Source organism: Hyalangium versicolor (assembly GCF_020103695.1).
In the GTDB taxonomy this organism is placed as follows: domain Bacteria; phylum Myxococcota; class Myxococcia; order Myxococcales; family Myxococcaceae; genus Hyalangium; species Hyalangium versicolor.
In genome coordinates this window covers 40,327-64,602 of the sequence record NZ_JAHXBF010000042.1, presented here as the reverse complement: position 1 = coordinate 64,602, position 24,276 = coordinate 40,327, and the positions used below count along the sequence as shown (strand labels likewise).

At 68.4% G+C, this 24,276-nt stretch carries 17 protein-coding genes; 6 read left to right on the top strand and 11 right to left on the bottom strand.

Translation table 11 applies throughout. The features are described from left to right. Window positions 1–25 precede the first annotated feature (25 nt). From KY501_RS48730 to KY501_RS48710, 5 genes are all read right to left on the bottom strand, one after another. On the bottom strand, window positions 26–898 hold the full coding sequence (locus KY501_RS48730; protein WP_224372264.1) for a response regulator: 873 nt from the start codon (window positions 896–898) through the stop codon (window positions 26–28). Between the two features lie 172 nt (window positions 899–1,070). Continuing rightward, window positions 1,071–3,062, bottom strand: coding sequence for a response regulator (locus tag KY501_RS48725; protein WP_224372263.1), 1,992 nt, complete (start codon window positions 3,060–3,062; stop codon window positions 1,071–1,073). Then, on the bottom strand, window positions 3,059–5,857 hold the full coding sequence (locus KY501_RS48720) for a response regulator (protein WP_224372262.1): 2,799 nt from the start codon (window positions 5,855–5,857) through the stop codon (window positions 3,059–3,061). Before KY501_RS48720 ends, KY501_RS48725 begins: the two co-directional genes overlap by 4 nt. A gap of 12 nt (window positions 5,858–5,869) precedes the next feature. Then, window positions 5,870–6,247, bottom strand: coding sequence for a response regulator (locus tag KY501_RS48715; RefSeq protein ID WP_224372261.1), 378 nt, complete (start codon window positions 6,245–6,247; stop codon window positions 5,870–5,872). Between the two features lie 302 nt (window positions 6,248–6,549). Continuing rightward, complete coding sequence (locus KY501_RS48710) at window positions 6,550–7,179, bottom strand: DUF2378 family protein (RefSeq protein ID WP_224372260.1); 630 nt, start codon at window positions 7,177–7,179, stop codon at window positions 6,550–6,552. 269 nt (window positions 7,180–7,448) lie between these two features. Here KY501_RS48710 and KY501_RS48705 point away from each other — a divergent pair, with 269 nt between their 5' ends. Next, window positions 7,449–10,298: an ATP-binding protein gene (locus tag KY501_RS48705; RefSeq protein ID WP_224372259.1), complete on the top strand. Its 2,850-nt coding sequence runs from the start codon at window positions 7,449–7,451 to the stop codon at window positions 10,296–10,298. A 36-nt stretch (window positions 10,299–10,334) separates the two neighbouring features. Beyond that, window positions 10,335–12,332 (top strand): ATP-binding protein, encoded by a 1,998-nt coding sequence (locus tag KY501_RS48700; protein ID WP_224372258.1) that lies wholly within the window; start codon window positions 10,335–10,337, stop codon window positions 12,330–12,332. Here the strand turns inward: KY501_RS48700 and KY501_RS48695 are convergent. Together KY501_RS48695 and KY501_RS48690 are read right to left on the bottom strand one after the other, a co-directional pair. After that, the gene (locus KY501_RS48695; protein ID WP_224372257.1) at window positions 12,257–14,497 is read right to left on the bottom strand and encodes an ATP-binding protein; all 2,241 of its coding nucleotides are present in this window, start codon (window positions 14,495–14,497) and stop codon (window positions 12,257–12,259) included. The genes KY501_RS48700 and KY501_RS48695 overlap by 76 nt on opposite strands. A gap of 219 nt (window positions 14,498–14,716) precedes the next feature. After that, window positions 14,717–16,102, bottom strand: coding sequence for a sigma-54-dependent transcriptional regulator (locus tag KY501_RS48690; RefSeq protein ID WP_224372256.1), 1,386 nt, complete (start codon window positions 16,100–16,102; stop codon window positions 14,717–14,719). 519 nt (window positions 16,103–16,621) lie between these two features. Here KY501_RS48690 and KY501_RS48685 point away from each other — a divergent pair. Both KY501_RS48685 and KY501_RS48680 read left to right on the top strand, forming a co-directional pair. Further along, window positions 16,622–17,398 carry a dienelactone hydrolase family protein gene (locus KY501_RS48685; protein WP_224372255.1) on the top strand — a complete coding sequence of 259 codons (777 nt, stop codon included), beginning with the start codon at window positions 16,622–16,624 and terminating at the stop codon, window positions 17,396–17,398. A 556-nt stretch (window positions 17,399–17,954) separates the two neighbouring features. Further along, entirely contained in the window at window positions 17,955–18,917 is a 963-nt protein-coding gene (locus KY501_RS48680; RefSeq protein WP_224372254.1) for a hypothetical protein, read from the top strand. Here the strand turns inward: KY501_RS48680 and KY501_RS48675 are convergent. The 4 genes from KY501_RS48675 to KY501_RS48660 are packed head-to-tail and all read right to left on the bottom strand — an operon-like array spanning window position 18,914 to window position 22,386. Beyond that, window positions 18,914–20,056, bottom strand: a complete 1,143-nt coding sequence (locus KY501_RS48675) for an RNA ligase RtcB family protein (RefSeq protein ID WP_224372253.1) — start codon at window positions 20,054–20,056, stop codon at window positions 18,914–18,916. The genes KY501_RS48680 and KY501_RS48675 overlap by 4 nt on opposite strands. A 51-nt stretch (window positions 20,057–20,107) precedes the next feature. After that, window positions 20,108–20,572, bottom strand: coding sequence for a 23S rRNA (pseudouridine(1915)-N(3))-methyltransferase RlmH (locus tag KY501_RS48670; protein ID WP_224372282.1), 465 nt, complete (start codon window positions 20,570–20,572; stop codon window positions 20,108–20,110). Then, complete coding sequence (rsfS, locus tag KY501_RS48665) at window positions 20,569–21,102, bottom strand: ribosome silencing factor (RefSeq protein ID WP_224372252.1); 534 nt, start codon at window positions 21,100–21,102, stop codon at window positions 20,569–20,571. Before rsfS ends, KY501_RS48670 begins: the two co-directional genes overlap by 4 nt. A gap of 15 nt (window positions 21,103–21,117) precedes the next feature. Beyond that, window positions 21,118–22,386: a glutamate-5-semialdehyde dehydrogenase gene (locus KY501_RS48660; protein WP_224372251.1), complete on the bottom strand. Its 1,269-nt coding sequence runs from the start codon at window positions 22,384–22,386 to the stop codon at window positions 21,118–21,120. Here KY501_RS48660 and KY501_RS48655 point away from each other — a divergent pair. Together KY501_RS48655 and KY501_RS48650 are read left to right on the top strand one after the other, a co-directional pair. Continuing rightward, the gene (locus KY501_RS48655; protein ID WP_255637463.1) at window positions 22,385–22,723 is read left to right on the top strand and encodes a tetratricopeptide repeat protein; all 339 of its coding nucleotides are present in this window, start codon (window positions 22,385–22,387) and stop codon (window positions 22,721–22,723) included. The genes KY501_RS48660 and KY501_RS48655 overlap by 2 nt on opposite strands. Window positions 22,724–22,792: 69 nt before the next feature. Further along, the gene (locus KY501_RS48650) at window positions 22,793–24,274 is read left to right on the top strand and encodes a DNA-3-methyladenine glycosylase 2 (protein ID WP_224372249.1); all 1,482 of its coding nucleotides are present in this window, start codon (window positions 22,793–22,795) and stop codon (window positions 24,272–24,274) included. Window positions 24,275–24,276 lie beyond the last annotated feature (2 nt).

Genomic DNA, 24,276 nt, shown 5'->3' with positions numbered 1-24,276 from the left:
TCCAGGTTCGGGCGTGGCTCCTCCTTCACCGCGCCGGGTGCTCGACGCCGGCACTTCCTTTGACATTGGACACCAGGGCCGCCAGCCAGGCGCGGAGCTGGCCCAGGAAGCGGACATGGCCTTCCTTCGAAGGAGCGCGGGGGCTGGGAGCGCTCGGGAGCGCAAGGGCCGCAGGGGAGGAGGGGTTCATCACCGTCGCCGAGGTCTGGGGCTGGGAGCGCTCGGCCACCTCGCGCTCCTGCTGGAGCGCTGCGGCCTGACTCAGCAGCACGTCCGTCGGCGCCATGATGGAGATGTGCAGGCCTGGCAGGATCGGCAGGATGCGCAGACTCGGCGTCTTCCAGCTCATCACCTCGGAGAAGACCTCTCGGCCCTCTCGGCCCTCGCAGCTCGCATGGATGAGCTTGCCGAAGGTGAGGTGGAGCACGGCGGTGCGCTCGGCCGAGCTGATCTGCAACACGCGCGTCTGACGCTCGTTCGCGCAGAAGAAGAGGAACTCGAGCAGCGTCACGCCGTGGCGCATGTCATACGAGGCGCTTCGGCTCTTGCCGCCCGCGGAGGCCGGGGCCCGGCGGCCTGGCGGCGGCGCCAGCACGTCCGCGGGGTTCGGGGTGAGCAGGTAGTGCTGGGCACTGCGGGAGCTCGGGGCATTGCGCAGGACGATCGGCAGATCGAAGCGGCAATCCATCAGGTACGAGAGGAAGTGGAAGCCATCCATCACGGGCATCTGCAGCAGGGTGATCAGCCCGTCGGCCCGGCCCCCCATCGCCGCCCGCGCCTGCCGCAGGCCGCTGGGGGTCATTCCCAGTGAGAACTCGTCCCGGTGCAGAGCGAAGTCGCCTTGCATCCCGGCGTTCACCTGCACTTCGTCGACTGCAACCATTTGGGGAGAGGTCATTGCGGCGGCTCCTCGTGTCGGGCTCCCTCCCTCCTTGAGCAACTTCAGTGCCGCCTCTTGCGTGCCGCCAACCCCTTGGAATCTGGAGCCTGAGGGCTGGATCTGATGCATTTCGCATCCGCCTGAGGTGCTCTGCTACAGCCTGTCTGCGCGCCCCAACCTTCCCGTTTTTTCAGTCGATCTCGATGCGGTTGCGGCCGCGAGTCTTGGCCCGGTAGAGCCGTTCGTCGGCCCGGCGGACCAGTTCGTCCAACTGGAGGCCGTCGTTCGGCGTCACGGCCACACCCGCGCTGAACGTCACCTGGAAGCGTTCGCCCTTGTCGCCCTCGAAGGTGTGCTGGGCCAGCTCCGCCGCGGTGCGCGCGAGGATCTCCCGGGCGTGCTGCGCGGACTCGCCCATGAGGGCCAGCATGAACTCCTCGCCTCCCCAGCGGCCGCGCACGTCCTCCTTGCGGAAGCGCGTGAGCAGCAGCCGCCCCAGCGTCATCAGGACGCGATCTCCGGCCAGGTGGCCGTAGGTGTCATTGATCTTCTTGAAGTGGTCCACGTCCAGCAAGCACAGCGCCAGGGAGCGGCGCCAGCGCTGGGCCTCGGCCAGCCGCGCGTGCACGTGCTCCAGGAAGGGGCGGCGCAACATCAACCCGGTAAGCGCATCCCGCTCCGCGCGCTCGCGCGCCAGTCGCCCTCGTTCCAGCCGCGCCTGCACCCGGGCCAGCAACTCCTCGCGCAGCACCGGCTTGGAGAGGTAGTCGTCCGCTCCGGCCCGGAAGGCGGCGATCCGGAACTCGTCCTGGATCAGTCCGGTGTTCAGCAGGATGGGCAGCTCCTGCCAGGCGGGCGTGGAGCGGACGATGCGGCACAGATCCAGGCCGCTCAGCCCGGGCATCTCCACGTCCATCAACAGCAGATCCGGGCGGTGCTCGGTGAGCGCCTCGAGCAGGCGGTAGGGATCCGACAGGCTCAGCACCTCGATGTGCTCGCTGGCCAGGGTGCGAGTGAGGGCGCGCAGCGCCAACGGATCATCATCCAGCGCCAGCACTCGAGCGCGCTCGGGGCGGCGGGCGGCCACCATCCGCTCCACGGCGCCCATGAAGTCCAGCGCGGTGAAGGGCCGGGAGAGGTACAGCGAGGCGCCCGCATGCGCCGCCGAGACGCGGTGCTCCAGCGCTCCATCCGCGGAGAAGAAGGTGAGCGGCAGCGCCTCGGCCCCGCTCATGCCGCGCAGCTGCGCGGCAACCTCGAAGCCCCCCTGAGGCTTTCCCAGGTGGACGTGCAGCAGCACCCCATCCAGCCAGTGCTGGTTCGCCACGGCCGCTGCCTCCTCGGCGGTGCGCGCCGTCAGCACGCGCACCAGCCGCTCGTGGCCCATCCGCTCCACCGCCGCGAGCCAGCTCGGATCGTCATCCACCACCAGCACCGTGCCGAGCGCGGTGTGGGGCGCCGTCTCGTTGGGGTGGGCGTGCACGGCGGAGGCGACCTGCACGTCCTGGAGGGCCAGGGACACGCCGTCCCAGCCTCCGCCCTCGTCCCGCCGCTGGCGCAGCCGCTTCTCCACCTGCCCGGCCGCCGCGCTCACCTGCACGAAGCCATAGGAGCCCGCCGTTCCGTGGAGCTTGTGGGCCAGCTTGAGGGCCTCCTCCAGCTCTTCGCGCCCCCCCCGCTGGGCCTGCTGCACCGCGGCCGCCAGCTCCTGGTACTTCTCCGGGAGCCGCGTGCCGTACTCGGCGCTCAGCGCGGCGATGGCCGCGGCGATGTCATCGGCCTCCACCGGCTCGGGCGTCTTCTTCGCCTTCGGGCTCAGCACCTGCTCCACCCAGACGAGCAGCTCCTGGGGCGTGTACGGCTTGTGGAGGATGCGCGCCACGCGCAGCTGCTTGGTGAGCAGCTCATGGCTCTTGAGATCCCTCCAGAAGGCCGAGGCGAAGAGGATGGGCAGGTCGGGCCGGGTCTGGCGGACCTCCTCGATGTAGCCGGCCCCCGTCATGCCCGGCAGCTGGCCGTCCACGATGGCGGCATCCACCTGCGTGCGCGCGAGAATGGCCCGGGCTTCCTCGGCATCCCGGGCCGACTGCACCTGGTAGCCCGAGTCTCGCAGGTATGTGGTGACGAGCGACTGCAGATCCTCGTCGTCTTCCAGGAAGAGCAACGTGCGGGTTCTCATCATGGCGAGGCGACCTTTTCTGGCACGGGCCTGCTGCCGGGGCTCAGCAGGCCATTGAGGAACTCCTTGACCAGGTGCGCCATCTCCCCCTCGGATGAGCGCGCCTTGTGGAGGATACAGGTGGTGCCGAGCGTGAGCTGGCGTTGCTCGTCCGCGGAGAGCTCGCGGCCGGTGAAGACGATGAGCGGGGTGGTGCGGCTCTTACCCTGGCGCAGCAGATCCACCACCTCGAAGCCATCCATGCGCGGCAGGTTCACGTCCAGGATGATGAGGTCCGGCGGCTTCTCTCGCGCGAGCTCCACCGCGCTGTCTCCGTCCGCGGCCTCGTAGAACTGCGCCCCCATGCGCTCCAGGAGCGTGCCGAGGATGTGCCGCAGGGACACGTCATCATCCACCACCAGCACGCGGGCCTTGCCCGGCGGCCGGAGGACGGAGCGCAGCGTGTTGAGGAAGCGCGTCTCGTCGAAGGGCTTCACCAGCCAGTTGATGGCCAGGGGCGCCACCACGCCCTCGCTCTCGGGCAGGTGCGAGGACACCACGAGGATGGGGAGGGTGTGGGTGGCCGGAGCCTCGCGCAGCTGCCGCACCAGCTCCATCCCGTTGCCGTCCGACAGCTCCGTGTCCAGCATCAGCGCGTCCGGCGCGCCGGCCTCGATCATCCGAGACGCCTCCTGCAGCGAGGTGGTGCGCAGCACGCGGTACCCCTCGAGCTTCAGCAGGCCCCGCAGCAGCGCGTACAGGGACTCGTCGGCGGTGACCATGAGGATGCTGTGGCGCGAGTCATCCCTCACCGCCGGCACCGACGCGGATTCCATGCTCACCGAGGAGACGGTGAAGGTGAAGGTGGCGCCCTCTCCTGGGACGCTGTTCACCTCGATGTGGCCGCCATGCTGCTCGATGATGGACTGGGAGATGGCCAGCCCCAGGCCGGTGCCGCCCTTGGAGCGCGTGTCCGAGCCATCCAGCTGTTGGAACTTGCCGAACAGCCGCCCGAGCTGCTCCGTCGAGATGCCCGGCCCGCGATCGACGATGGAGAAGCGCACGGCACCCCGCGCATCCCGCGTGGCGCTCACCTTGACCACGCCCCTGGGGGGAGAGAACTTGATGGCGTTGGAGACCAGATTGGTGAGCACCTGGATGAGCCGATCCCGGTCGCCACGCACCAGCCCCGCTCCCACCGTGGAGGAGCGCAGTGTCACCTGCGCCGTGTCCGCCATCCCTCGAAGCCCGCTGAACGTCGCGTCGATGAGCTCCGAGGGCTCCAGCGCCTGCCACTTCAGCTCCAGCTTTCCGGACTCGATCTTCTCCAGGTCGAGGATGTCGTTGATGAGGCGGATGAGGCGCTCGGTGTTGGTGCGGGCGATGCGCACCATGTCCTCGGCCTGGGGCGGCAGCGTGCCCATGATGCCGTTCTCCAACAGCCCCAGCGAGCCGCGGATGGAGGTGAGCGGGGTGCGCAGCTCGTGGCTCACGGTGGAGATGAACTCGTTCTTCATCCGCTCCACCTCCTTCCGCTCGGAGATGTCGCGCAGGTAGATGCTGAAGCGCGGCGCTCCGTCCCCGCGCACCCGGAAGATGGTGAGCTCCGCGGGGAAGAGGCTGCCATCGGCGCGCATGAGCCCCATCTCCAGACGCAGGGCCCGGCCGGGCTCGGCGTCGGCTCGCAGCGCGCGCGCCACCATCTCGCGAGAGCCCTCCGGCAGGGTGGCGGGGAGCGCCAGTCGCTGGAAGTCCCGCCCCACGGCGGTGGCCCCCGGCAGGCGGAAGGTGAGCTCCGCGGCGGGGTTGAACTCGAGGATGTGCCCCGTCTCGTCCAGGGTGATGATGCAGTCCAGCGAGCCCTCGAGGATGGCGGCCTTGCGGGCCGCGCTGGCTCGCAGCTCCTGGTTTGCGACCGAGAGCGCCGCGGTCCTCTCGTCCACCCGCTGCTCCAACCTCTGGTTGAGTGTGTCCAGCATCCGCCCCGTCTTGCCCAGCCGCACGAGGACGAACGTCACGAAGCCGCCGAGCACCAGCGACACGCTGAAGAGGAGCAGATGGGCGCGGGTGGCACGTTGGCTGGCCGCATCATAGAACTGCTGGTAGCGGGCGATGAGGAGCCCGGTCGTGTCGTTGGCGGGCTGCGCCAGCAGCGTGCGCAAGGCCGAGTTCGCCTCTCGCTGGTGGGCTGTCATCTCCCGGGCCTCCGCCTGCAACTCTTGGAGTGAGCCCTCCAGCTCCGGGGGGCGGGGCACCGACGCCAGGGCTTCCAACTGCTCCTCGAGCTCCGAGACCGGCGCCGCGTGGAAGCCCTCATCCGCCCGTGCGGCGAGGAGCAGCTCCGCCAGGGTGTCCGAGGCCTGGGGACCCAGCCTCCCGGCCAGGAAGAAAACCTGCCGCGTGAGGCGGTTGCGCAACTCGAACGCGCGTGCGTCCTCTTCCTGGATGTGCGCCAGCAGCTTTTCGCACTCATCCACCGAGCTCAGGTAGAGCGTGACCGACCGCTCCAACTCCTGCCGCTCCTCCGCCAGCAGGAATCTCGGGGAGTTCTTGAGCGCTCCCGCCTTCTCGCGCAGCGAGGCGAACTGATTCGGCCAGGAGCTGGGAATGCCCTCCAATCCCATGCGCTCGCGAAGGATGGACTGAGCGATCTGGACGCTGTCCGATCGGACCTCCCTCAGCGAGGCCCGGTAATGCTCATGCTCGGCTGTCCTCCACGGGCGGCCCAGGATGAACAGGACACACAGCAACACCAATGCCCCCATGGCGAGCGCCACGGGCAGCCTCGACAGCGCAGCGTCGCGAGCTGGTGTCGGCATGGCCATGGTTTTTCAGGATTGGGGCAGCAGTCGCTTGATCTCCGCGGGCAGCGTCAGCGGATCGAACGGCTTGCCAATGACGCCAACGGCTCCCAGCTCCAGGTAACGCGCCACCTCCTGTTTCTGGATCTTCGCCGTCATGAAGATGATGGGCAGCGTAGCGGTGGCCTCCTGCGCGCGCAGTCGGCCGAACGTGGTGGGCCCGTCCAACCCTGGCATCTGCACGTCCAGCAGGATGAGGTCCGGTTTCTCCGAGGCGGCCTTCGTGACCGCTTCGACTCCAGACGAGGCGAGCACCGTCTGCCATCCGCCCACACGGCTCAGGCTGAGCTGGCCAATGGTGCGAATGTCGTCCTCGTCATCTACGAGCAGCACCTTGCGAATCGCCATGACCCGTCTCTCTCCCCTTGGCGGGTGGAAAACCTCTGCTCAAGGCAAGTTGGATGCCGAACCGTTCAAACTTTCCAAACCCTGGAATTGATTGGAGTTGCGATCAGCGTGTCCCTGGCTGTCTGGGTTCCGTGGGTGGGCAGCGAGACTTTTTGCGACAGGCGCCGGAGCCAGGAAAACCGTGTGTTTCCGAGGGGATGGCCGGGGGCCTGTATGGACTGTGGCGTTCTGCAACAGGGAGCACCCCAAGGGTGTCGTAGCCTGCGACGCTCAGCGGGCGATGGGCGGTGCTCCTCTGAACCCTACCTCCAGGAGATGAGGTACTGGCTGTCCAGGAGGTCGAGCGGCATGCTCTGGACGGTGACGGAGTGGGGGTGGAGGTGCTCCACGGCCGCCCGGATCGCGCCCTCGTGGTACGCCGGCGGCATGAAGTCTCCGTGCATGGTGAGCTGGCAGCGCTGAGGCCCCAGCCACTTGACGGAGCGCTCCCCGTAGCTCACCGCGGTGCGGAAGAGCACGGGCAGGTTCGTCACCATGCGCCGCGCGTCCATGCCCGAGAAGCTGAGGAACGTCTTGCCCGCCATGGAGTTCAGGAAGTCCTTCATCCCGCGCTCCCCCAACTGGGTGAGCGCCGCGTCGAAGCCCTCCTGCCGGATGCTCAGGTACTGCGCCGCGGCGAAGGTCAGCCGGAGGAAGTCGAAGGTCGAGTAGCTGAAGAAGTCGAAGAAGCGGGCTTGGTTGAGCATCAGCCGGCAGCGCCGCACGGCCTCCTCGTCCGCCGCGGTGCGCACCATCTCCAGCACACCGTTGAAGAACAGCCCGCGCACCGTGTCCGTGGGGGCCGTCCGCAACAGCCGCTCTTGCAGGCCCAGGCGCGCAAGCACTGGCATCGTCTGCTCCGCATTGAACTCATAGGTCATCATGGCGGTCATGGCAGTCATTCCTTGAGCGAGCGCTCAGCCGAAGAGGGGTCCCCAGGGGGCGTGTTCCCTCTCAGAGCAACCGCAATGCCACTCGAGGAGGCTGCTAGGGATTGAGGAAATCGAGGCGGTGTCCCAGGCCCGCGCGCCTTCGCCGCGTGGTGCTCCGCCACAGCACGGGGTGGAACGCGGCAACGCTTGTTCTAAGGGGAAGCTTCCACTATCACTTCTGTCCGTGAGAGGTGGGAGGCGCGTCCCTCCTGGGGGGTACCGAGTTGAGGATGATCGCCAACCCGCCCGAACCCGGCTCCGGCGCTCGCCCGTCACCGCGCTGGGGGTGGGCGGCAGCACTGGGCGCGGCGCTGGGGATGCTGCTCACCACCTTGCTGCTCGTGTACGGGTTGCAGGAGCTGCAGCGCACGCACGTTGGGGCCGAGCTGGACATCGAGCTGAAGCGGGCCGAGGAGAAGGTGGAGGCGCAGTTGGAGGAGCGCATCCGCGTGCTCGCGCGCATGGCGCACCGGTGGGCGCGGCGGGGCCCCCCTCTCCGCGAGGATTGGGAGGACGACGCCGCGCTCTATCTCCGCGACTTCCAATCCTTTCAGGCCGTCGCCTGGGCCGATGAAAGTCATCACGTCCGCTGGGTCTTCCCGCTCCAGGGCAATGAGGCGGTGGTGGGGATGGATCTGGCCTCGGAGCCGCGGCGGCGAGAGGCGGTGCTGAAAGCCCAGGCGAGCGGCGCGGTGGTGGTCTCCCGGACGGTGGAGCTGGTGCAGCACGGCAGAGGCTTTCTCGTCATGGCCCCCATCGTGCGAGAGGGACAGTTCCTGGGAACCATCATCGGAGTCTTCCGCGTCCAGGACACGCTCGAGACGATCCTGGGCCAGGACTTCCAGTCCCGCTTCGGCATGAGCGTCTTCGATGGGGACGAGCTCATCTATCACCGGGAGCTGCTGGGAGCTCCCGCGGACGCCGAGTGGACGCGCGAGGGCACCTTGCGCTTTCGCGACGTGGTGTGGCGCTTGCGCCTTCAGCCCGCCCCCGAGTTGATGGATCCCCTCTGGTTGGCGTTGCCGGAGCTGGTGCTGGTGGTGGGAGTGCTGTTGAGCGGGCTGGCCTTCGCGGCCGTCTGGCTGGCCTCCCAGGCGCGCTCGCGGGCCCAGGAGCTCGAGGGGCTCAGCGCCTTCCAGCGCGCCATCCTGAACGGGACGAACTTCGCCATCATCTCCACCCACCTGGATGGAATCATCCGCGTCTTCAACAAGGGCGCGGAGAAGATGCTCGGCTACAGCGCCGAGGAAGTGGTGGGCAAGGTCACCCCGCTCGTCTTCCATGATCCCCAGGAGCTGGAGGATCGGGCCCGGCAGCTCTCGCGGGAGCTCGGCCGGCCCGTGGCGCCGAACTTCGAGGCCCTCAGCCCGAGGCTGTTCGAAGAGGGAGTGGCGGAGGGCGAGTGGCACTACCTGCGCAAGGATGGGAGCCGGGTGCCGGTCCAGCTCTCTCTCTCGGCGCTGCGCAATGCCCAGGGGCAGGTGACGCAGTTCGCGGGCATTGCCCTGGACGTGACGGTGCGCAAGCAGGCGGAGCGGGCACTGGTGCAGGCCAAGGAGGCCGCCGAGGAGGCGACCCGCGTGAAGTCGGACTTCCTGGCCCGCATGAGCCACGAGCTGCGCACCCCCTTGAACGGTGTCGTGGGCATGCTGGAGCTCGCGTTGGGCACACAGCTGAGCCCTCCGCAGCGGGACTACCTGGAGACGGCCCAGGACTCCGCGCGCTCCCTCTCGCGGATCATCCACGACATCCTGCTCTTCTCGAAGGGCGAGGCGGGCAAAATGCTGCTGGAGCAGCTCCCCTTCCGCCTCCGGGAGCTGCTGCGCCTGACGCTCAAGCCCCTGGAGCCGATGGCTCGGGAGATGGGGCTCGGGCTGCGCATCGCCATTCCGGACGCAGTCCCCGATACCCTGATGGGGGACCCGTACCGGCTGCGCCAGGTGTTGCTGAACCTGCTCGAGAACGCGCTCAAGTTCACCGAGCGAGGCGAGGTGGTGATGGCCGTCGAGAGGGAGGAGTCGCCGGAGGGCTTCGTCCGGCTCCGCTTCTCGGTGGCGGACACGGGCATTGGCATCCCCGAGGCTCAGCGTCACCGGGTGTTCGAGGCCTTCGTCCAGGCGGACGAGGCCACCACCCGCAAGTATGGAGGGACAGGGCTCGGGCTGGCGATCTCCTCTCAGCTCGTCTCCCTGATGGGCGGCCGGCTTCAAGTGGAGAGCCAGGAGGGCCAAGGCAGCCGCTTCCACTTCTCCGTGGAGTTCGCCCTGGCCAGCGAGGTGCCCGCTCCAGAGGTGCTGGTGGCCAGCGTGCTCCCGGATTCCCGCCTGGCCCAGCAGCCTCGGGAGGTGCTGGTCGTGGAGGACAACAAGACGAATCAGCGCGTCGTCACGGGCCTGCTCGAGCGGGCCGGGCACCGCGTGACGTCAGTGGACAATGGGCAGGTTGCCATCGAGGCACTCCGGGTTCGCCGGTATGATGTCGTCCTCATGGATGTGCAGATGCCGGGGATGGATGGGCTCGAGGCCACCCGGGTCATCCGCTCCGAGGAAGCGCACCGAGGCGAGCGTGTCACCATCATCGCGCTGACGGCCCAGTCCCTGGAGGGAGATGAACAGCGGTGTCTGGAGGCCGGTATGGATGGCTATCTCTCCAAGCCTGTGCAGGCCGGAGCTCTCCTGAAGGCCATCGACGAGCTCCCCCGCCCGAGCGAGGCCAGCCCTCCCGCTTCGACGCCAGAGGAACCGCCTGTCGATCAGGAGTATCTGCTCAGCCGCCTGGATGGCGACGTGCACTTGATGAAGGAAGTGGCGGGGCTGTTCCTCTCCGAATGCTCGGAGCTTCGGGTTGCCATCGAGCAGGCGCTCGAGCGGGGGGATGCCAGGGAACTGGCTCATTTCGCACACAGAGTGAAGGGCGCACTGCTCAACCTCTCCGCGAATCCCGCGGCTGCCGCGGCGCGCAAGCTGGAAGAACTCGGCCGCGAGAAGCGCCTCTCCGAGGCCCGTCCAGCGTTGGACGACTTGAAGCGGGAGCTCGATCGGTTGTGCGGTGTCTTGGAAAAGTTGCGTGCTACGGTCTGAGAGCAGGAAGCCTTCTCTGCCCCTTACGAGAGGTTCATGAAGACGACGGTGCTCATCGCCGACGATGACGCAACCTCCCGGCGCATGCTCGAGGCGACGCTGGAGCGCCACGGCTACGCGACGCTGTCCGTCAGTGATGGTGAGCAGGCGTGGCAAGTGCTCCAGCGCCCGGTGTCTCCCGCGATCGCGGTGCTCGACTGGAACATGCCCGGGATGGACGGTCCGGAGATCTGCCGGCGCGTGCGCCAGCTCCAGGGCCGGCCCTATGTCTTCCTCATCCTCATCACCGCACGCTCGGAGGTGGGTGCCACGGTGGCCGGTCGTGAGGCCGGGGCGGACGACTTCATCCTCAAGCCTTTCTATCCCCCGGATCTGCTGGCACGCATCCACGTGGGAGAGCGCATCATCGCCGCCGAGCGCCGGCTCGCCGCGCAGCTGCAGCGCCAGAGCGTCCTGCACGCCGTGGCCCAGGCCATGGCCGAGTCCCGCGATCTGGGCAAGGCCATTCGCTACATCCTCCAGTTGCTGTGCGAGGAGTTCCGGTGGGAGTACGCGGGCTTCTGGAGGGTGGAGGCGGAGGAGGGAGTGCTGAGGGCCGTGGAGACCTATACCCCCACGCCGGCCTCGCCCGGGCTCACGGAGTTCGAGGCCCTGTCGAGGACCGTGGCGCTCCAACCTGGCCAGGGCCTGCCGGGCCTGATCTGGTCATCGGGCCGGCCCGAGTGGCGCGCCCAGGCGCCTGGGGAAGATGAGGACATCGGCCCCCGGCAGAGCGCGAGCCGCCAGGCCGGGCTGAGCTCCGCGTGCGGTGTGCCCCTCATGGGCGAGCGGGAGCTGCTGGGCGTGCTGGAGCTGATTGGCCGGACGCCCCGGCCCCTGGACGAGGAGCTGCTCCAACTCCTCGCGCACATTGGCCGCGAGCTGGCGCACTTCATCCAGCGCAGCCGCGTCGAAGAGGCGCTGCGCATCAGCGAGGCGCGCACCCGGGCCGTCATCGAGCACATGCCCACCGGGCTCATCATCATCAGCCCGTTCGGCCGTATCGAGACGATGAACGGCGCGGCCGAGCAGATCTTCGGTTACTCCCGGGAGGAGTGCCTGGGGAAGCCCTTCTCCATGCTTGTCGTGGAGGAAGCGGGCAATCGCGGCAGGTTGATGGAGCAGGACAAGCGGCTGGAACCGGGGCGCATCTGGGAGTGGGAGGGGCGCCGCAAGAATGGAGAGGTCTTCCCCTTCGAGCTCGCCCTCTACGAGCTGCCGGTGGCGCACGGGTACTGGTTCGCCGCGAAGATCCACGACATCTCCGAGCGGCGCGAGCTGGACCGGCTGAAGAACGAGTTCGTCTCCACGGTGAGCCACGAGCTGCGCACCCCGCTCACCGCCATCCTGGGCTCCCTCTCCCTGCTCCAGGGCGGCGTGGTGGGCCACATCGATCCGCAGGCGCGAGAGCTCATCCAGATCGCCCACGCCAACGTCGAGCGGCTCATCCGGCTGGTGAACGACATCCTCGACATCGAGAAGATTGAGGCGGGCGGGCTCGAGCTCAAGCTGGGCGTGGTGGATCCGAAGGACATCGTCGCCACGACGGTGGACGGCATCCGTGGCATGGCCCAGGTCGCGGGCGTGGAGCTGGTGTCGGACGTGGGCGACTCACACAAGGTGTATGGGGACTTCGATCGGCTCGTCCAGGTGCTCACCAACCTGGTCTCCAACGCCATCAAGTTCTCTCCGGCGCGGGGCTCGGTCTTCGTCCGCACCATGCCGCAGCCGGGGATGCGGGTCCGCTTCTCCGTGGTGGATCAGGGCCGGGGCATCGCGCCGGAGCAGCAGCACAAGCTGTTCGGCAAGTTCCAGCAGCTGGACAGCTCGGACACGCGCTCCAAGGGCGGCACCGGCCTGGGGCTGGCCATCTCGAAGGCCATCGTCGAGCTGCACCGGGGGCGCATTGGCGTGGAGAGTCAGGTGGGGCAGGGGGCCACGTTCTGGTTCGAGCTCCCCTCGCTGGAGGATCCCGGGGCCCTCGCGTCCGGGTAGGCGTTCGGGACCTGCAGCAGGGGGCCGAGCAGCTCATGGGCCGCCTGGGTGAGCTCCTCCTCGGCCGAGGGCTTCTTGAGGATGTAGCGGGTGTTGCCCAGCGTGTGCTGGCGCAGCTCTTCGCGGGACAGCTCGCGCACGGTGAAGACGATGAGCGGCGTGCTGCGCACCCGGTCCTGGCGCAGCAGGTCCACCACCTCGAAGCCGTCCAGCAGGGGCAACATCACGTCCAGGACGATGAGGTCCGGGGGAATCTCCCGAGCGAGCGCCACGGCGCGCTCTCCATCCTCGGCCTCGTAGCAGGCCGCGCCCATGCGCTCCAGGCACGAGCGCAACAGCCGCCGCGCGTCCACGTCATCGTCCACCAGCAGCACGCGGGCCTGGCCCGGCTGGCGGAGCACCTCGCGCAGCGCGCGCAGGAAGTGGGCCTCCTCGAAGGGCCTCGTCACCCAGGCCACCCGCTGCAGGCGCAGCTCCTCGGTGGAGGTCGGCTCGGCCAGCACGACGATGGGCAGCTGGTGCGTGAGCGGATCCGCGCGCAGGCGGCGCACCAGGTTCATGCTTTCTTCCTCCGGCTGCTGCGGATCCAGCACCAGCACATCCGGCCCCCCTGCCTCGATGAGCCGCATGGCCTCCTCCGCCGTGGTGGCGCGCAGCACGCGGTAGCCCTCGCTGGTCAGCAGGCCGCGCAGCAGCGTGGAGAGCTCCGTGTCCGCCGTGGCCACCAGGACGTTGTAGCGCGAGTCGTCCCGCACCACGGGGGCCAGCCCCATGTCTCCGCGCACGGCCGGAATCGCGAAGGTGAAGGTGGAGCCCCGGCCGATCTCGCTGTGGACCTCGATGTGGCCGCCGTGCTGCTCGACGATGGCCTGGGAGATGGCCAACCCCAGGCCGGTGCCACCCTTGGAGCGCGTGTCCGAGCTGTCCAACTGCTGGAACTTGCCGAACAGCCTGGCGTGCTTCTCCGAAGGGATGCCCGGCCCCTGATCCACCACCGAGAGCTGTACCTGCCCTTCCTGCGTGCGCGCCGCGCGGAGCTTCACCACGCTGTAGGCCGGGGAGAACTTGATGGAGTTGGAGACCAGGTTGGTGAGCACCTGGATGAGCCGGTCGCGGTCCGCACGAACCTGCCCCGTGCCGTGCACCTCCGCGTGCAGCTCCACTTTCGCCGCGTCCGCCATGCCCTGCAGGCCGCTGAACGTGGCCTCCACCAGCTCCTCCACCTCGACCGGCTGCAGCCGCAGCTCCAGCTTTCCGGACTCGATCTTCTCCAGGTCGAGGATGTCGTTGATGAGGCGGATGAGGCGCTCGGTGTTGGTGCGAGCGATGCGCACCATGTCCAGCACGGGAGTGGGCAGCTCCCCCAGGACGCCTCCCTCCATCAGCCCCAGCGAGCCGCGGATGGAAGTGAGCGGGGTGCGCAGCTCGTGGCTCACGGTGGAGACGAACTCGCTCTTCATCCGCTCCACCTCGCGGCGCTCGGTGATGTCTCGCACGTAGACGGTGAAGCGCGGCGGGCCCTCGGCGGTGACGCGGATCAGGGTGAGCTCCGCGGGGAACACGTCCCCGTCCGAGCGCAGCCCGGACAGCTCCAGGCGCGTGGCGCGGCCGGGCTCCACATCCGCCTGGAGCGCGCGGACCACCGTCTGCTGCTGCTCGGGGGGGGCGGAGGCCGCCAGCGCCATGGCCAGGAAGTCGCGCCGCAGCGCCTGGGCCCGGGGCACCCGGAAGATGCGCTCGGCGGCGGGGTTGATCTCGAGGATGCGGCTGGCCGCGTCCAGCGTGAAGATGCCGTCGGGAGAACCCTCGAAGATGGCCGTCTTCCGCGCCTCGCTGTCCCGGAGATCCTCGTAGGCGGCGGAGAGCGCCGCGGTGCCCTCCTCCACGCGGCGCTCCTGCTCCGCGCGCAGCGTGGCCTGGAGGGTGGTCCGCGCCTCGGCCCGGATGAACGCCACCACCACCCAAGCGCCCAGCAGCGCTGCCGCCACCAGCAGGGGGGCTCGCAGGCTGACAATTCCTTCCAGGACCCACCGGGTGAAGCTGGGAACCTGCATGTGCGGCGTTTCGGTGGCCAGGCTGAGGAGAACGCACACAGCCACCATCCCCACCACCGAGAGGCTCACGGAGCGCTTCGAGGAGTGAAAGGGTTTGAGCGGTGGCGTCATGGCAGACCGGCAGGGCAGAGAAGCAGCGGGCCGCAGGGCTTCTCGAGGTCGCCCGGAAGTGGTGCCAGGAGCGTGCCACGGCCGGTGAGAGAGGCTCGTCCGCTCGGTACGAAAGGGCCGTGGTGTTTCGCGACAAGGCCCCTGTAGGGATTTGCAAAAGACGACACCCTCCCCTGGCAACCAGAGGAGGGTGGAGTGAGCCCGGTTGGGCGCGTTGCGTCAGCTGGGGCGGCCGCCGGTGCCTTCGCCCGCCAGGCCGTAGCGCTCGAGCTTGCGGTAGAGGGTGGTGCGGTCCAGGCCGAGCACCCGCGCCGCCATCGTCTTGTTCCCGCCCACCGCCTGCATCACGCGGGAGATGTAGCGGCGCTCCACCTCCTCCATGGGGACGAGCTCCGACGGATCATCCCCCGCGACGACGACGTGCGAGGGCTGGAAGGTGCGGATCCGCTCGGGGAGATCATCCGGCAGCAGTTGTTCGCTGCGGGTGAGGGCCACCGCACGCTCGATGCAGTTCTGCAGCTCGCGCACGTTGCCGGGCCAGGAGTAGCCGCTGAGCGCCTTGGCCACCTCGGGGGAGAGCCCCTTGACGTCCTTGCTGGCGCGCGTGGCGAAGTGCCGCAGGAAGTGCTGCGCGAGCACGAGCACGTCCGCGCCGCGAGCCCTCAGCGGCGGCAGATCCACCTGGATGACGTTGAGGCGGAAGTACAGGTCCTGCCGGAACTTGCCCTCGGCGATGGCGGACTCCAGGTCCTTGTTGGTGGCGGCGATGAGGCGCAGATCCACGGGCACCTCCGCGTCCGCGCCCACGGGACGCACCTTCCGCTCCTGCAGCGCGCGGAGCACCTTCACCTGGAGGTGGATGGGCATGTCGCCAATCTCGTCCAGGAAGAGGGTGCCGCCGTCGGCCTGCTGGAAGAGGCCGGCGCGTGCCGAGCGAGCGTCCGTGAAGGCGCCCTTGGCGTGGCCGAACAGCTCGCTCTCCAGGAGCTGCTCGGGCACGGCGGCGCAGTTCACCGCGATGAAGGGCCCGTCCTTGCGGCGGCCCTTGCTCCAGAGGGCGCGTGCCACCATCTCCTTGCCGGTGCCGCTCTCGCCGATGATGAGCACCGAGGATTCGGACTCGGCCACCCGGCCCAGCAAATCGAAGAGCCGCTGCATGGCGGGGCTGGTGCCCAGCAATTCGGCGAACTGGCCGCCCTCGGCGACGACGCGGCGCAGGCGACGCACTTCCTGCCGCAGCCGGTGGTGCTCCACGGCTCGCGAGAGCGTCATCCCCAGCGCGCCCATGTCCGGAGGCTTGACGGCGAAGTCATACGCGCCGGCGCGCAGCGCTCCCACCGCCGAGTCGAAGGTGCCGTGGGCGGTGAGGACGACGACGGGGAGATCCGGGCGGATGGCGGCCACGCGCTGGCACAGCTCCAGCCCGCTCATGCCCGACATGTTCAAGTCCGTGAGGATGACGTCGACCTCCTCGGACTCGAGCGCGGCCAGGGCCGCGGACCCCGAGGTCCGAGTCACCGAGTCGAAGTCCATCCCCTTCAGCTTGAGTGCGAGGAGTCGGCAGAGACTGTCGTCGTCATCCACGAGCAGCACGCGGCCTTGCATGGTGGGATACTCTCTTATTTGGGGTTGGCTCTGCAAAGGGAAGGAGACTCAAGGGGGTTGCCAGCAGGGCTGCCGGGCGTGGAGGCGTGGCCCGTGCCTCGGAGTCAGAAGAACAGGATGAGTTCGAGCCCCCAACTGGATGAACCGCTCTTGCGACTGCGGGACCTGAGTCCCTGCATGGCATGTGCCGGACGCGTGCCGGACTCGAGGGTGAACTCCTCATAGCGGAGTTCACGCGGGGAGTTTCCAGCCAGAATGAGCGTTCCGCGAATCGGTTGGAGGCGGTGTGTGGAGAAAACGACGACAGTACTTCGACGCTGGTAGGGAGCCACCAGTTGCTGCAGGCTGGGCACGCCAAGCATCCCGGTTCGCGCTGCCCATCGCCGACACCCAGGCCCTCTGGCCGAGCCACCAGGTCCCCGCGGCGTTGTTGCTGGACACCCCGAGCATGAGCGCGGAAGGTTCCCGTCCACCCTCCGGAGAGATGGCCTCGAGGAGGAAGAGAAGGAGCTGGATGCGATGAGAACCCTGGCGGTGTTGGTGGGTTTGTTATCCGTAGCAGCGGCAGCGAAGCCCGTGCAGAAGCCAGTGAAGTACGAGGTGGGCGGCACGAAGTTCGAAGGCGTGCTCATCTACGAGGATTCGGTGAAGACGCCTCGTCCGGGCCTGGTGCTGGTGCCCAACTGGTTGGGCATCAACGCGGCGAACCTGAAGCAGGCGGTGGAGGTCGCGGGCAAGGACTACATCGTCTTCGTCGCGGACATGTACGGCGAGGCGGTGCGGCCCAAGGGCCCTGAGGACGCGGGCAAGGCGGCCGGCGCGGTGAAGGGAGACCGGAAGCTCATGCGGACGCGGGTGAACAAGGCGCTGGAGTTGCTGCGCTCCGAGGGCAAGGCGGTGGGGTTGGATGCGAAGAAGGTGGGCGCCATCGGGTTCTGCTTCGGTGGCACCAGCGTGCTGGAGCTGGCGCGCAGCGGCGCGGAGGTGGCGGGGGTGGTCTCCTTCCACGGCGGGCTGGATGCGCCCACTCCTGCGGAGGGCAAGGGCATCACCGCGAAGGTGCTCGCGCTGCACGGGGCGGATGATCCGTACGAGTCCCCCGCGGAGGTGGCGGGCTTCCAGGAGGAGATGCGCAAGGCGAAGGCGGACTGGCAGTTGGTGGTGTACGGCAACGCGGTGCACAGCTTCACCGACGTGGATGCCAACCAGCCCGGCCAGGCGCAGTACAACCCGAAGGTGGCGAAGCGGGCCTACAAGGCGATGAGCGACTTCTTCGCCGAGGCCTTCGGCGGCTGAGCCGCGTGCGTCTCAGCGGGGGCTCTGGCCCATGCATTCGGGGAATGCCCGAACATGGGTTTCGGAGCCTCCCGCGGCCCTTCGCCTGGGGCGAGCTGGGAAGGGGAAGCGGCGGCGGCTTGCGTGAACCTCCAGGCGAAGGAGCCGAACAGGCCCGATTGGACCAGGAACATCAGCACGAGCAGTGTGAGTCTTTGCGCCAGCGTCATGGCGGTTCCCTCTCGTTTCCGTGGGAGCAGAGCCTGCTCTGGCTCCAGAGAGCAGGAGGCGTGCCAGGGCCAGAAGGACAGGGAGAGGTGGCCAAACCGTGGAGAAGAGGGGCGGGTTCCCGGGAGCAGGCCGTTGCGGACGTTGGAATCTGCCACAGCGTTGCGATGCTCCACCCTGGGCGGTGCCTGGTGCCCAACTGGTATGACAAGCATACCGGTTGGGCGGGGCTTCGCCCGGCGTGGGCTCTTGGGGAGAACTGCGGGTTTGCGGCGTTGCCCCGCGCACGGTCGAGGTCTAGAACGCACGTCCCCCTGACGCCCCCACCATCGCCAGGGCTGGAGCCTCCATGTTCCGCTTCTTTCGTGCTCTCTCCGCCCTGGCGCTCACCGGGATGCTCACCCACTGTGCGACCTCTTCGGGGGCGAGTGGGTCGGCGTCGGGCGACGCCGTGAAGCTGCGCTTTGCGTGGCCCGAGGGGCTCGCGGTGAAGGTGGCCTCCACCAACACTGCGACGCAGAACGCGCAGCCTCCGGAGCAGTCAACGTTGAGCTACCAGCTCCGGCTGGAAGGGAAGGGAGAGGAGCGAAAGCTGATCACCGAGCAGATGACGCCGGCACCGGGCACTGCCGAGGAGGGGCCGCAACTGCCGACGCCCGCCATCGTGTTGGGCCCCCAGGGGGAGTTGAAGCGCATCGAGGGAGTCGAGCAGATCGTCCAGGACATGGCCCGGGAGGCCGAGAGCCAGGGGCTCCCAAAGGAGCAACAGGAGCAGATCACTGGGCTGGTGCGCGATGCGCTGGAGCAGGCCACGCGGTTGCGGTGGGCGGCGCTGGTGGGGAAATGGAACGGGCTCGCGTTGAAGCCGGGGGAGGCGTTCGAGCGCAAGAGCCAGACGACGGTGCCGCTCTTCGGGAGCAGCGCTGGCACCGTGGAGCACGTGACGCTGAAGGAGCGTGTCCCGTGCACCGAGGGCGCGGCGGAGAAGCGCTGCGTCCGCTTGGTTCTGGAGTCCTCGCTGGATCCGAAGGCGCTCGATCAGTCGATGGAGGAGCTACTGAAACGGGTGAAGTCCTTCATGAAGGCGAACATGGGGCTGATGGACGTGGCGATCCCGGAGATGAAGGTGACGAAGCTGAGCATCGACAGCACCCTGGAGTTCATCGCCGAGCCAGAGACCCTCATTCCCCACCGTCAGCGGACGGTGACGAACGCGCACGTGGTGCTGCAGGAGACCGAAGGAGAGCCGAATCCGAAGAACTTCGACCTCCACAACGAGCGGGTGGAGGACTTCACGCCCGTGGCTCGTTAGGAGTGCGAGCCGCGCTTCTTGTACGTGAGCACCGGGGCCAGCGTGGCAATGACCCGGACGAGCCCCGCCTCCACCAGATCCGTCACCACGCGGTCGATGGCCTTGTATGCGGGCGGTGCCTCTTCGAAGAGGAGATCGCGATCCTCGCAGATGACGTGGCTCTTGAAGGAGGTGCGGGTGAGGGACTCGGCGCTGAATCGCTCGCGCATCCGCTCACGGGCGGTGGTGCGGTTCCACTTGCGGCCGGCGCCGTGCGCCAGGCTGTGCGCATTCGAGGAACCATCGCCCATCGGAAGGACCAGGTAGCTCAGCGCGCCGCGACTGCCGGGGATCACCACGGGGCCCTGGTCCGATGGCGCCGCGCCCTTTCGATGCAGCCAGCAGGTACAACCTTCCACTTCTTTTGAGATGACGCTGTTGTGGCAGACATCCAGAACTCGCCGGCCACTGGCTCCGATGCCGTCCAGCATCCGTTGAGCAATCGCCGCCCGGTTGGCTCGGCCCCAGGCCACCGCGTGATCGTGCCGGGTCAGATACGTCCGAGCCTCACCCGAGTCCTCCGCCAGGCCCCCGGCGCCGTGCCGGTCGACATGGGCTCTCAGCGTCGCCTCGCCCAGACCGCGTGAGCCGGAGTGGACGAGCAGCAGCAGCCGGTCCTCCCTCAGCCTCAGCGACGCGAAGGTCTCCGCGTCGTGCACTTCATCCACCCGCTGTACCTCCGCGAAGTGGTTGCCTCCGCCCACCGTCCCCAGTGCCTCCTCGAAGCCGGAGCTCTTCACCCCCTGCTCCTCGAGGAAGGCCGCAGCGTTTCCCTCCCACGGCCCATCCAGATCCAGTCTCGCCGCCCACCGCTCTGCCTTGGCTTTGCGGACTGGCAGGTCCACGTCCCACAGCCCCATCCCACAGCCGATGTCGTTGCCGACGAGGAAGGGATAGAGGAAGCCTTCCGAGGCGAGTGCCGCGCCCACCGGTGCTCCCTTGCCAGGATGGAGATCCGGCAACCCCACTGCGAGCCGCATGCCTGGAAATCGAGCCACGCCTTCCAACTGGCGGATGGCCTCGCCTTCGATCCAGGACTGGGAGGAGGCGATGATTCGAACTCGAGCACCCGGACGATTCGCGGAGGGGGAGGTCATCATGGGCGGCCGGACGCCTCGCCCAAAAGGCCCCTGACGCTCCGACGCTCCGCGTTACTTGTGGTACGGCTCACCCTTCAGGAGGGTGAAGGCCCGGTAGAGCTGCTCGACGAGCACCAGCCTCGCCATCCGGTGCGGCAGCGTCATCCGGGACAGCGAGAGCGTGAGGTGCGCGGCCTGGCGCACCGTCTCGTCCAGCCCCTCGTCGCCGCCGATGACGAAGAGCAGGTCCTTCGCTCCCGTCTGCGCCTTGGCCACGTAGCGGCTGAGTTCCACCGAGTCCAACTGCTTGCCGCGCTCGTCCATGGCCACCAGCCAATCCTGGGGCTTGAGGCGGCCGAGGATGGCCTGCGCCTCGGCGGTCTTGGCGTCCCCGGGCTTGAGCTTCTTGCCGCTGGCCTCGGACAGCTCCACCAGCTCGAAGCGCGTGTAGTGCGCCAACCGAGAGGCGTACTCCTGGACGCCCGGCTCGAACAGGCCCGAGCGATCCTTGCCTATCGAGAGGAGGCGGACCTTCAGGAGAGCTTCTCCCGAGGCGCGTCGGCCCAGAGGCCCTCGAGATCATAGAAGGCGCGCACGTCGTTGAGGAACAGGTGCGCCACCACCTCGCCGTAGTCCAGCAGCACCCACTGGCCCGTCTCCTTACCCTCGGTGCCAGAGGGGTGGAGGCTGTCCTCCTCCTTGATCTTCACGTGGACGTTCTCCGCCATGGCGCTCACCTGGCGATCGCTATCGCCCGAGGCCAGCACGATGTAGTCCGCGTACGAGGCCATGCCGCGCACGTCGAGCACCATCACGTCCAGCGCCTTCTTGTCGAGCAGCAGCTGGGCGATCTTGTGCGCCAGCGCCTTGGCGCGAGGGTTCTCGGGTGGGCCGGCGGGGGCCTCGGGAGGCGCTGCGGGGAGCAGCTTCTTGCGCTGCTTGGGTGGGGCCAGACGCTTGCGCGCGGGCTGCTTCTTGGCCGCCGCCTTCTTGCCGCGTGCCGCGGGCGCCTTCTTCGCGCCGCTCTTTGCCTTCGGGGAACTCGTCTTCTTCTTCTTCAGTGCCATGTGTGGGGTGCCACCCTAGCGCACCTGACCGCGCCCGTGGACGACGTACTTCTGACTCGTCAACTCTCGTAAACCCATGGGGCCAAAGGCATGGAGCCTGCTGGTCGAGATTCCAATCTCCGCGCCCAGCCCCAGCTCTCCCCCGTCGTTGAAGCGGGTGGAGGCATTCCACAGCACCCCGCTGGCCGTCACCTCCCGGGTGAAGCGGGTGGCCGCCTCCTCGTCCCCGGTGACGATGGCCTCGGTGTGTTCACTGCCGTAACGGGAGATGTGGGCCAGCGCCGCGTCCAGGTCCTTCACCACGCGGATGGCGAGGATGAGGTCCAGGAACTCGCGTCCGTAGTCGTCCTCGGCGGCGGGCTTCACGGGCACGCCGGCTCGGGAGAGCACCGCCACGGTTGTGGGGCAGCCGCGCAGCTCCACCTGCTTGTCCGCCAGCGCACGCGCCACGGTGGGCAGGAACTGCTCGGCCACGGCGCGGTCCACCAGGAGACACTCGGCGGCGTTGCAGACGCCCGGGCGGCTGGCCTTGGCGTTCACGGTGATGCGGGTGGCCATGTCCAGGTCCGCCGCCTCGTGCACGTAGACGTGGCAGACGCCCTTGTAGTGCTTCACCACGGGGATGCGGGCGTTCTCCGCCACGAAGCGGATGAGCCCCTCACCGCCTCGGGGGATGCACAGGTCGATGAGTCCCTCGAGCTTGAGCAGCTCCAGGAGGGATTCACGCTCTCCGGCGGGGACGACCTGGATGGCGTGCTCGGGGAGCCCAGCCTCCTGGAGGCCTGCCTGGAGCGCCCGGGCGATGGCCTGGTTGGAGCGGGCGGACTCGCTGCCGCCGCGCAGGAGCACGGCGTTGCCGCTCTTGAGGCACAGGGTGGCGGCGTCGCTCGTCACGTTGGGGCGGGACTCGTAGATCATCAGCACCACGCCCAGGGGCAGGCGCACCTTGCGCACCTGCAGGCCGTTGGGGCGCTTCCAGTGCTCGGTCTCCTCGCCGACGGGGTCCTCGAGGCCGGCGACCTCTTCTACGGCGCGAGCCATGGATTCGAGGCGTTTTTCGTCCAGGAGGAGCCGGTCGAGGAAGGCGGCGTTCTTGCCGGCCGAGCGGGCGGCCGAGACGTCCTCGGCGTTGGCGGCGAGGATGGAGGGAGCGGCCGAGCGCAGGTGGCGGGCCATGCTCCGCAGCGCGTCATCCTTCTGCCGCGTGGGGGCGATGGAGAGCTTCCGGGAGGCAGCCCGGGCCTGCTCGGCGAGGGAGCGAACGTCTTCCTTGGCAACCGTCATGGCTCTCCTCTATCAGAGGCGCATGAGCGATGCCCGGTTGGAGCAGTTCCAGAAGATGGCGGCCGACTTCCCTGATGCTCCCATGGCCCACTTTTCCCTGGGAAAGGCGTACTTGGAGCGCAAGCAGTACGCCGAGGCGGTGAAGAGCCTGGAGGCGGCCGTCCGCCTGGATTCCAGCTATGCGGCAGCGCTGGTGTCGCTGGGGGATGCCCATGTGGGTGCAGGGCAGACGGACAAGGCTCGTGAGGTGCTGGAGCAGGCCAAGGCGCTGGCCCTGGCTCAGGGCCACCCGGGGCTGGCCGAGGAGATCGACGAGCGGCTCTCGGACCTGTCCTGAACGGGGCCGGGCGGTGATGTCCGATTCTGGCGAGCGCCCCGGGCTCAGGCCTGCCATCTACGGTACTGCATGGAAAGCCAAGACCTTCTCGACCAGGACCTTTGTTACCGGGCGCTCTCGGGGCGGGATGCTCGGTTCGACGGGCGCTTCTTCACCTGTGTGAAGACCACCGGCATCTACTGTCGGCCCATCTGTCCCGCTCGGACGCCCAAGCGGGAGAACTGCATCTTCGTCCCGAGCGCTGCCGCCGCCGAGGAGCTGGGCTACCGCTCCTGTCTGCGCTGCCGGCCCGAGACGGCGCCGGACACTCCAGCCTGGGCCGGGACCGAGGCGAGCGTGGCGCGGGCGCTGCGGCTGATTGACGAGGGCGCGCTCGATGAGGGCTCGGTCGAGCAGCTTGCCGCGAGGCTGGGCGTAGGCGTGCGGCAGCTTCACCGGGTGTTCGTGCGGCACCTGGGGGCCAGTCCTCACGCGGTGGCGAGCAGTCGCCGGCTGCTGGCGGCGAAGCAGCTCATCACGGAGACCGTGCTGCCCTTCAGCGAGGTCGCCATCGCCTCGGGCTTCCAGAGCCTGCGCCGGTTCAATGATGCCGTGCAGAAGGCCTACGGCCGCAGCCCAAGCACCTTGCGGCGCCCGTCGAAGGCTTCGGAGGCGGGGGCTTCCTCGGCCATCTCGCTGCGGCTCGGGTACCGCCCGCCTTTCGATTGGGAGCGGGTGCTTGGCTACCTCGCGGGACGAGCGATTCCGGGGGTCGAGGTGGTGGAGGCTGGGACCTACCGCCGCACCTATCGGCTGGGCGGCACCACCGGCACGCTCGAGGTTTCACACAATCCCGAGCTGCGCTCGCTCAGGGTTCGCATCGACGCCTCGGGTTCGGCGCCGGTTCGCCAGATCGTGGCGCGCTTGCGCCGGTTGTTCGATCTCAATGCGGATCCCGCAGCCATCGCCGCGGCTCTGGGGAGCGATCCGATCCTCGGGCCTCGACTCGCGCGAGCGCGAGGACTGCGCATCCCGGGCACGTTCGAACCTTTCGAGTTGTTTGTCCGGGCCGTGTTGGGCCAACAGGTCTCCGTCAAGGGCGCGACGACGCTGGCGGGACGGCTGGTGCAGCGGTGCGGCAGACAGGTGGTCGCGCGTGATGGCCTGACCCATCTCTTCCCGACAGCGGAGGAATTGGCCCAGGCGGACCTCTCCGGGCTGGGGCTGACCGGGGGGCGCATCCACGCCCTGAAGAGTCTGGCGGCGGCGTGTGCCTCGGGAGCGTGTGAGCTGAAACCGGGCGTGAGCCTGGAGGACAGCGTGGCGCGGCTCGTCTCGCTGCCAGGGATTGGCGAGTGGACGGCGCATTATGTGGCGCTTCGTGCGCTCGGTGAGCCAGATGCCTTCCCCACGGCCGACCTTGGTTTGCGCAAGGTGGCGGGAGGCGGCGTGGCGATCGAGCCGCGGGTGCTCGAACGGATGGCGGAGGCCTGGCGCCCGTGGCGAGGCTACGCGGCGCTGCTGCTGTGGACGGAGCCGATGCTCGAACAGGTCTCGAGCGTGGCGGCCTGAAC

Excerpts from the sequence above, each read along its gene's own strand:
- KY501_RS48675 (WP_224372253.1), bottom strand. The coding sequence starts at position 20,056 with ATGATGACCTCCCCCTCCGCGAATCGTCCGGGTGCTCGAGTTCGAATC.
- KY501_RS48700 (WP_224372258.1), top strand. The coding sequence starts at position 10,335 with ATGAAGACGACGGTGCTCATCGCCGACGATGACGCAACCTCCCGGCGC.
- KY501_RS48695 (WP_224372257.1), bottom strand. The coding sequence starts at position 14,497 with ATGACGCCACCGCTCAAACCCTTTCACTCCTCGAAGCGCTCCGTGAGC.
- KY501_RS48725 (WP_224372263.1), bottom strand. The coding sequence starts at position 3,062 with ATGATGAGAACCCGCACGTTGCTCTTCCTGGAAGACGACGAGGATCTG.
- KY501_RS48685 (WP_224372255.1), top strand. The coding sequence starts at position 16,622 with ATGAGAACCCTGGCGGTGTTGGTGGGTTTGTTATCCGTAGCAGCGGCA.
- KY501_RS48715 (WP_224372261.1), bottom strand. The coding sequence starts at position 6,247 with ATGGCGATTCGCAAGGTGCTGCTCGTAGATGACGAGGACGACATTCGC.
- KY501_RS48680 (WP_224372254.1), top strand. The coding sequence starts at position 17,955 with ATGTTCCGCTTCTTTCGTGCTCTCTCCGCCCTGGCGCTCACCGGGATG.
- KY501_RS48650 (WP_224372249.1), top strand. The coding sequence starts at position 22,793 with ATGGAAAGCCAAGACCTTCTCGACCAGGACCTTTGTTACCGGGCGCTC.
- KY501_RS48660 (WP_224372251.1), bottom strand. The coding sequence starts at position 22,386 with ATGACGGTTGCCAAGGAAGACGTTCGCTCCCTCGCCGAGCAGGCCCGG.
- KY501_RS48690 (WP_224372256.1), bottom strand. The coding sequence starts at position 16,102 with ATGCAAGGCCGCGTGCTGCTCGTGGATGACGACGACAGTCTCTGCCGA.
- KY501_RS48720 (WP_224372262.1), bottom strand. The coding sequence starts at position 5,857 with ATGCCGACACCAGCTCGCGACGCTGCGCTGTCGAGGCTGCCCGTGGCG.
- KY501_RS48705 (WP_224372259.1), top strand. The coding sequence starts at position 7,449 with ATGATCGCCAACCCGCCCGAACCCGGCTCCGGCGCTCGCCCGTCACCG.
- KY501_RS48710 (WP_224372260.1), bottom strand. The coding sequence starts at position 7,179 with ATGACCGCCATGATGACCTATGAGTTCAATGCGGAGCAGACGATGCCA.
- KY501_RS48730 (WP_224372264.1), bottom strand. The coding sequence starts at position 898 with ATGACCTCTCCCCAAATGGTTGCAGTCGACGAAGTGCAGGTGAACGCC.
- KY501_RS48655 (WP_255637463.1), top strand. The coding sequence starts at position 22,385 with ATGGCTCTCCTCTATCAGAGGCGCATGAGCGATGCCCGGTTGGAGCAG.
- rsfS (WP_224372252.1), bottom strand. The coding sequence starts at position 21,102 with ATGGCACTGAAGAAGAAGAAGACGAGTTCCCCGAAGGCAAAGAGCGGC.